Origin of the sequence: Bacillus sp. FJAT-29790, from assembly GCF_019039215.1 — a bacterium.
In the GTDB taxonomy this organism is placed as follows: domain Bacteria; phylum Bacillota; class Bacilli; order Bacillales; family Cytobacillaceae; genus Cytobacillus.
Map to the genome: position 1 here is coordinate 373,063 of NZ_JAHNZZ010000002.1, position 6,840 is coordinate 379,902.

The 6,840-nt window shown below is 36.5% G+C and carries 8 protein-coding genes; 7 read left to right on the forward strand and 1 reads right to left on the reverse strand.

What is annotated here, in order from left to right:
* The first annotated feature begins 181 nt into the window (after nt 1-181).
* From BGM26_RS16755 to perR, 6 genes are all read left to right on the forward strand, one after another.
* Nucleotides 182-1,189, forward strand: a complete 1,008-nt coding sequence (locus BGM26_RS16755) for an ABC transporter ATP-binding protein (RefSeq protein WP_217041176.1) — start codon at nt 182-184, stop codon at nt 1,187-1,189.
* A gap of 40 nt (nt 1,190-1,229) precedes the next feature.
* The gene (locus BGM26_RS16760) at nt 1,230-2,021 is read left to right on the forward strand and encodes an ABC transporter permease (RefSeq protein WP_217041178.1); all 792 of its coding nucleotides are present in this window, start codon (nt 1,230-1,232) and stop codon (nt 2,019-2,021) included.
* A 3-nt stretch (nt 2,022-2,024) separates the two neighbouring features.
* Complete coding sequence (locus tag BGM26_RS16765) at nt 2,025-2,813, forward strand: ABC transporter permease (RefSeq protein WP_217041180.1); 789 nt, start codon at nt 2,025-2,027, stop codon at nt 2,811-2,813.
* Nucleotides 2,814-3,296: 483 nt separating this feature from the next.
* The gene (locus BGM26_RS16770; RefSeq protein ID WP_483297811.1) at nt 3,297-3,614 is read left to right on the forward strand and encodes an ion channel; all 318 of its coding nucleotides are present in this window, start codon (nt 3,297-3,299) and stop codon (nt 3,612-3,614) included.
* 79 nt (nt 3,615-3,693) lie between these two features.
* Nucleotides 3,694-4,164 (forward strand): thioredoxin-dependent thiol peroxidase, encoded by a 471-nt coding sequence (bcp, locus tag BGM26_RS16775; protein WP_217041184.1) that lies wholly within the window; start codon nt 3,694-3,696, stop codon nt 4,162-4,164.
* A gap of 453 nt (nt 4,165-4,617) precedes the next feature.
* Nucleotides 4,618-5,055, forward strand: a complete 438-nt coding sequence (perR, locus tag BGM26_RS16780) for a peroxide-responsive transcriptional repressor PerR (protein ID WP_217041186.1) — start codon at nt 4,618-4,620, stop codon at nt 5,053-5,055.
* Between the two features lie 52 nt (nt 5,056-5,107).
* On the opposite strand, the gene BGM26_RS16785 is transcribed toward perR, so the two are convergent.
* The gene (locus tag BGM26_RS16785) at nt 5,108-5,452 is read right to left on the reverse strand and encodes a YgzB family protein (RefSeq protein WP_217041188.1); all 345 of its coding nucleotides are present in this window, start codon (nt 5,450-5,452) and stop codon (nt 5,108-5,110) included.
* 156 nt (nt 5,453-5,608) lie between these two features.
* Here BGM26_RS16785 and BGM26_RS16790 point away from each other — a divergent pair, with 156 nt between their 5' ends.
* The gene (locus BGM26_RS16790) at nt 5,609-6,484 is read left to right on the forward strand and encodes a nucleotidyltransferase-like protein (RefSeq protein ID WP_217041189.1); all 876 of its coding nucleotides are present in this window, start codon (nt 5,609-5,611) and stop codon (nt 6,482-6,484) included.
* Nucleotides 6,485-6,840 lie beyond the last annotated feature (356 nt).

A 6,840-nucleotide genomic window follows, 5' to 3' on the forward strand; every position in this document is an offset into this window, starting at 1 on the left:
ATTAATAATTTGGAATTTCTCGTGATTTAAGCCTATACTATTTTAGCATGTTTAATGTTTGGAAGCTTGATTTCATTATTGCGATTATTCTATATTGCATATGGGCTTCTTAGTTGTATTCTAATGTTTGATTGCTTAAACTTATTCTTTTAAGGTATTGAAACAGCAGGAGGAGAAATAGATGAAGGATGCAATTGCCGTACGGGATTTGCGAAAAGAATTTAAGTCATATTCGAGCCGATCTGGATTAAAAGGGGCTTTCCGTGACCTTTTTACTCGGAATTACAAAATTGTCCCGGCTGTTAACGATATAAGCTTTCATGTGAAGCAAGGAGAGATGGTCGGCTATATTGGCGAAAATGGGGCTGGGAAATCAACGACGATAAAAATGCTTACGGGGATTTTAACACCGACAAGCGGTGATGTGATAGTAAATGGGATGAACCCGCATAAAGAAAGAGAAAAATTTGTTCAGACTATAGGTGTTGTTTTTGGCCAGAGATCCCAGCTTTGGTGGGATATCGCTGTTCAGGAGTCTTTCAGATTGCTAAAAAAAGTATATAAAGTACCTGATAAGCAATATGACGAGCATATGTCCCATGTTATTAAAACACTTGATATTGAACCTCTATTAGATAAACCTGTTCGAAAACTGTCGCTTGGTCAAAGAATGCGATGCGAGCTTGCTGCGGCACTCATTCATAATCCGCCATTGTTATTTCTTGATGAGCCGACAATTGGACTGGATGTTCTAGTAAAGCTGAAAATTCGCGAATTTTTAAAGGAAATGAATGAAAAATACAATACGACCATTTTATTAACAACCCATGATTTATCCGACATCGAAGCCTTATGTGAGCGGGTCGTCATGCTTGATGACGGAAAAATTATCTACGATGGGGCACTTAAAAGTCTGAAGGAAAAATGGGGAGAAGGGAAAGAAATCGAATTTCAATTTTTAGAGGAAGTGAATTTGACTGACTTAAACCGTCTAACAGCAACACCAGCGATTAAATGGGAAAAAGACGAAAATGAACCTGTTTTCACTGCAGTAATCGAAGATAATGATGAGCTTATTTCCCTCTTAATAGCGAAAGTGGTAGCGACTTATAAAATTAAAGACATTAACATTAAAGAAACGTCTACAGAAGAAATCATCCGCAATATTTATGACCGGGGGATTTCTTAATGGTTTTCTGTGTGGATGCTCCGCTTAAGGAGGGGATTTGATGGACAAGTATATTGAAATGATCCGAATTCGGTTCTTAATGATGTTAGCTTACAGGACAAATTATTATACGGGAATTCTCATTTATAGTATTAATATTGGTGCCTATTATTTTCTATGGTCTGCTATTTATGGAGGAAAAGAAACGATTGAGGGAATGTCAGTCGTGCAAATGTCTACATATGTGGCAGTTGCGTGGATGGCGAGAGCGTTTTATTTTAATAATATTGACCGTGAGATGGCAATGGAAATCAAAGAAGGAAAGGTAGCTGTTGAATTAATCCGTCCTTATAATTATCTTGGCATGAAGACTATGCAAGGGTTGGGCGAAGGGATATTCAGATTGTTTTTCTTTTCGGTTCCGGGAATGGTGATCGTCTCTTTCATCTTTCCGATACAGTTTTCAGTTGATTTAACTACATGGCTGTTTTTTGCCGTTTCAATCATCTTAAGCTTTTTCATTAATACCCAAATTAATTTAATTACAGGGATTACGACCTTTTTCCTCTATAACAATACAGGTCTAATTCGGGCAAAAAGAGTGGTTATTGATCTGTTTTCAGGGTTGCTGCTGCCTATTAGCTTTTTTCCAATTTGGGCTCAAGGACTGCTGAAATTCTTGCCATTTCAAGGTATAAGCTATGTTCCAAGCATGATCTTTACAAACGGATTTTCAAATAGCGAAGCAATTGAAGCGATTATTCTTCAAGGTGTATGGGTTGTTATTTTAATTATTCCCATCCGAATTTTATGGGTCATCGCAAAAAAACAGCTTATTATTCAAGGAGGGTGACGAATGTTTTATATTAAGATATTTTTTCAATACGTCGCCCAGTATTTGAAGACGAGAATGCAATATCGAGCAGATTTGTTTGTAGAAATTTTTTCAGACCTATTATTTCAAGCGGTCAATTTAATATTTATTCTTGTTGTATTTGGGCATACAAACTTGCTCGGGGGATGGTCTAGAGATGAAATCATTTTTATCTATGGATTTTTTCTAGTCCCATTTGCCTTGTTTTCTTCTTTCTTTAATATTTGGGATTTCAATGAACGGTATATTGTAAAGGGAGAGATGGACCGGATTCTCACAAGGCCTATCCACAGCTTGTTCCAAATTATTTTAGAAAGAATGGAATTGGAGTCATTATTCGGTGCTGTAACAGGGCTGGCGATTATGATTTATGCTGGAATCAAGCTTCAGCTCGACATTTCGTGGGCTTTGGATCCGTTCTTGTTTATCCTGTTTGTTTCTGGCGGGATGTTCGTCTATGGCGGGATTTTTGTTATGATAGCCTGCATCAGCTTTTGGGCGGATGCGCGAACATCGATTATGCCGATGATGTACAATATCGGGAATTATGGTCGGTATCCAGTCGATATATATAATAATGTGATCCGTTTTGTACTTACTTGGGTATTGCCGTTTGCTTTTGTAGGCGTATATCCAGCAGCCTATTTTTTAGGGAAAGAAGAATGGTTTACCTATTCATTCTTAACTCCGGTAATCGGTATCGTGTTTTTTGGAGCATCCATTTTTATCTGGAATTCAGGTGTAAAAAGATATAGGGGTGCTGGGAATTAATGAAGCTAGGGGAAATGTCCTCTAGTTTCTTTTATTTTGGCTCATTTCGCTTTTAGTGTTGTTTTTTAACATGAAAGTTTGCCCGTTGATTTCCGCGGGGAGGGATGGGAGCCTCCTCGGCGTACCGCCTGCCGGGGTCTCCCGCTTCCCTCTATTCTCGTAGGATACTGAATTTACATCGTTGAACCTGCCCACGCACGAAGAAAATGCGATAGCATTTTCGAGAGTCAAGTACCCTCCACTCCAATCAACTCAGATAATTAAAAAATCACATTATAAAAGCAACCAATTTTATGAAAACAGCCTTTATTTTTTAGGCCGAGCAGTCATATAGATTGTGTGGAAAGCGTATAAATTATCAGAGTTAGTATGTTGAAAAGAGGGAGCGTTATGGCTTTTTATATATCCCTAGTATGTATTGTTTTCTGTATGGTTATGAGCTTGCGTACCCTATTCTTACCCCATCGAATCAAGGGGAAGAAAGTGTCCTTTGAGAATTTTATGTATTTAGCTTTTATATATGTAACTGTAATGATCGGGTTTGGATTAATATATGTGCTGCTTGAATTACATGGATTTGCTGTTTGGGCGGAAGGGACAGAAGGAAGTGACGGTGGTTTCTTCGTTCGTCTTGAGACGGGCTTTTATTTTAGTGCGGTCACGTTATTTTCCGTTGGCTATGGGGATATTGCGCCAATTGGGATTGGTAGGATGATTGCTGTGTTGGAGGCTTTAATTGGTTACACAATTCCTGCTGCTTTCGTTTTCAGGGCTGTTTTTGAAATGGAAAAGAAATATTAAAGCTGCTTTTAGAGTAGATTGTTTGTTTTTCAGAATCAAATTGGATAGGCTTATAATAAAAACGTTTGGAGGGATTTAAATGGCAGTCGTAACAGGAGAGTTTGCTCCAGATTTTGCATTGGAGGCAAGTAACGGGGAAATAATCAGGTTGTCGGATTACCGCGGGAAAAATATTGTCCTTTATTTTTATCCGAAAGATATGACACCAGGGTGTACGACCCAGGCTTGTGATTTCAGGGACTATCACGAGAGCTTTGAAGGGTTAAATGCAGTTATATTAGGCGTAAGTCCTGATCCGATCATTCGCCATGAAAAATTTATTGGGAAATATGAATTGCCATTTATCTTGCTTGCGGACGAAGAAAATAAGGCGGCAGAGGCTTATGGTGTCTGGAAGCTAAAGAAAATGTTCGGAAAAGAATATATGGGGATTGAACGTTCTACTTTCATTATTGATAAAGAAGGCAAGTTAGTAAAGGAATGGCGCAAGGTGAAGGTCAAAGGGCATGTGGAGGAAGCGCTCGAATTTATTAAGGAAAATCTGTCCTGAAAAATAAGGGGCGAGTATCAAAGAACGGTATAATTTTAGACAAAGAGGTGTAATTCTCTGCCTATTTTTCTATTTCAAGGCTTTTGTCCATTCATCTGAACGAGTTTTGAATATCATTTTATTAGGGCATACCTCCTCAGATATTTTTTAAAGCGGATCTTATCAGGTTCGCTTTTTTTTTATTTTATGAAATTACGCGTTGTCCATAAACGAAGAGAATTACAGTCATATGAGGTTGTTAATCATAATCATTGTACATATATTAAAAATAAGAATAATTGTATGGCGGAAAGGAGGTTAAAGTGAAGAGCTAAGAAAAAAGGGTGGATCGAAATAATCTCTGTTTTCTTTCTGTAGCTTAGTTTGTTATGTTGACAAAAGGAGTAATAAATTAGTACACTATTTATAAAGATTATAAAATAAGAATTCCTTTTAGAAAAGAGGTGCATGGCCGTGGCGCAAATTCAATTAAAGGAAGCATTGGATACCTTAAAGGAAACCGGAGTACGCATTACACCACAGCGTCATGCGATACTTGAATATTTAATAAGCTCAATGTCGCACCCAACTGCAGATGATATTTATAAAGCATTAGAAGGTAAGTTTCCAAATATGAGTGTGGCAACAGTTTACAATAATTTAAGAGTATTTCGTGAGGTTGGCTTAGTTAAAGAGTTGACATACGGGGATGCTTCAAGTCGTTTTGATTTCGTGACAACTCATCATTATCATGTTATTTGTGAAAAATGCGGAAAAATTGTCGACTTTCATTATCCAGGACTTGATGAGGTTGAGCATTTAGCATCGCACGTAACAGGCTTTAAAATTAGCCATCATCGTATGGAAATTTACGGAATGTGCCCTGATTGTGCAAGCAAAGAATTGCATTAATAAAATTTCTCCATCGGTGTTATAAAAAGCTCGGCTTCTGCAGCCGAGCTTTTTATTTTTTCCTATTATATTTTTCGTCGAACTCTTTGCCCTCAAGATTTTGATCAAGTGTTAACGGCTCTTTACAATACATACACATATCCACACGGCCAAGTATTTTTGTATGTTTTCCGCAATTAGGGCAAACAACTTGCACAGTTTTAGTTGAAAGCATCCCAATCCAAAAATAAACACCTGTACTTGCAATAATGAATAGCATTCCAAAAAGCATAAATATTGTCATTAGAAGTGGGGAATTCCTAAAGAAGATTCCAAGATACATAACAATAAGTCCAACGAAGATTAAACTAAGAGCAAATGTTCGGATTTTATTAATTTTACTTGAATATTTAGCCATTCTTGTCCCTCCTAAAGAATAACTATATCACATCAAATGAAAGAAGATAAATATAAAAGAAAACTGATAAAAGGTTATTTCTTTATTTCTTCATTAGAAGGATTAATTAAAAAAATTGTCGAAGTTATACTCTATCAATAAAATGGAGGAATGAGTATGGAAGACATTCTCCGCCCCATCTATCAAGAACGGGCAAGTCAGACGAATACACTTGGAGTGTTAATGATAAAGAAACGGCAAAACGACATTCCTGCTACAGACACATTTGATACAATCCTGCTTATTTTAGTAAAAGAGGCAGAATCACCGGTGTTTGTTAAACATTATACTTATAATGAAAAAAAAGCTGCTTTATTTATGGTTACTGATCAACAGCTAAATGAATGGCTATTACTTGGGACTAATAAGAAAATCTTCGATTGGTTATATAACGGAATGGTTATTTTTGACCGCAATGAATATGTTTCTAATATTAAAACAGAATTAAAGGAGTTTCCGTTTAATGGGCGTAAATTAAAGATGGGCTTAGAGTTTGCAAAATTAATCCGCCGTTATATGGATGGAAAAGCTTTTTTTGAAAACGACCATTATCTGGACGCCTATAATCATGTTGTTCATTCCCTGCACCATCTTGCAAGATTAGCGATTATTGAGAACGGATTTCATCCGGAAGTGACTGTCTGGCAGCAAGTTAAACAAATAGAGCCCGAAATAATTAAGTTGTACGAAGAATTGGTCAGCAGTCAAGAGTCTTTGGATAAAAGACTGGGATTGCTTTTCTTGGCAAGTGAGTTTTTAATAAATTCAAAAATGAAGAGCGGAATTAATCACCTAGTAGATGTACTTGCAGGAAAAGATTATTGGTCCATTAATGAGATTATGAATCATGAAGAGTTGGAGTTATACTCTGTGGATTTAGGTATGCTCCTTGAATACCTAATTGATAAGAATATAATAGAAGTTGTCACGAAAGAAACTAAAGGACATGGGGTTTTCCATAGATATTATAAGCTTAGGAAAAAAATATCCTAAAAAAATAATATTATCTATTGACCAATTTAAAAATCCTTGTTATATTAATATCCGTCGCTGCAATTAGTAGTTAAAACGAATTTAGCAGATGACGGATAATATTCTAAAATAAAGTGTTGACAATAAAAACAACACATGTTATATTAGAAAAGTCGCTTCTAAGCGATAATGAAAGTAGTTGCACATTGCTCCTGCGCCGTAGTGTATTTGAGGAAGTAACTTCTCAGCTCGTCGCAAAGCAACATAAAGCCTACTCGCTGATGATTGATCACGATGTGATTGAAGTCAGTAGCATTGCTCTTTGAAAACTGAACGAACAAAAACGTCAACGTTTAAATTTTTATTTTCGAGCTAAT

Excerpts from the sequence above, each read along its gene's own strand:
- BGM26_RS16755 (WP_217041176.1), top strand. The coding sequence starts at position 182 with ATGAAGGATGCAATTGCCGTACGGGATTTGCGAAAAGAATTTAAGTCA.
- BGM26_RS16760 (WP_217041178.1), top strand. The coding sequence starts at position 1,230 with ATGGACAAGTATATTGAAATGATCCGAATTCGGTTCTTAATGATGTTA.
- BGM26_RS16765 (WP_217041180.1), top strand. The coding sequence starts at position 2,025 with ATGTTTTATATTAAGATATTTTTTCAATACGTCGCCCAGTATTTGAAG.
- bcp (WP_217041184.1), top strand. The coding sequence starts at position 3,694 with ATGGCAGTCGTAACAGGAGAGTTTGCTCCAGATTTTGCATTGGAGGCA.
- BGM26_RS16785 (WP_217041188.1), bottom strand. The coding sequence starts at position 5,452 with ATGGCTAAATATTCAAGTAAAATTAATAAAATCCGAACATTTGCTCTT.
- BGM26_RS16790 (WP_217041189.1), top strand. The coding sequence starts at position 5,609 with ATGGAAGACATTCTCCGCCCCATCTATCAAGAACGGGCAAGTCAGACG.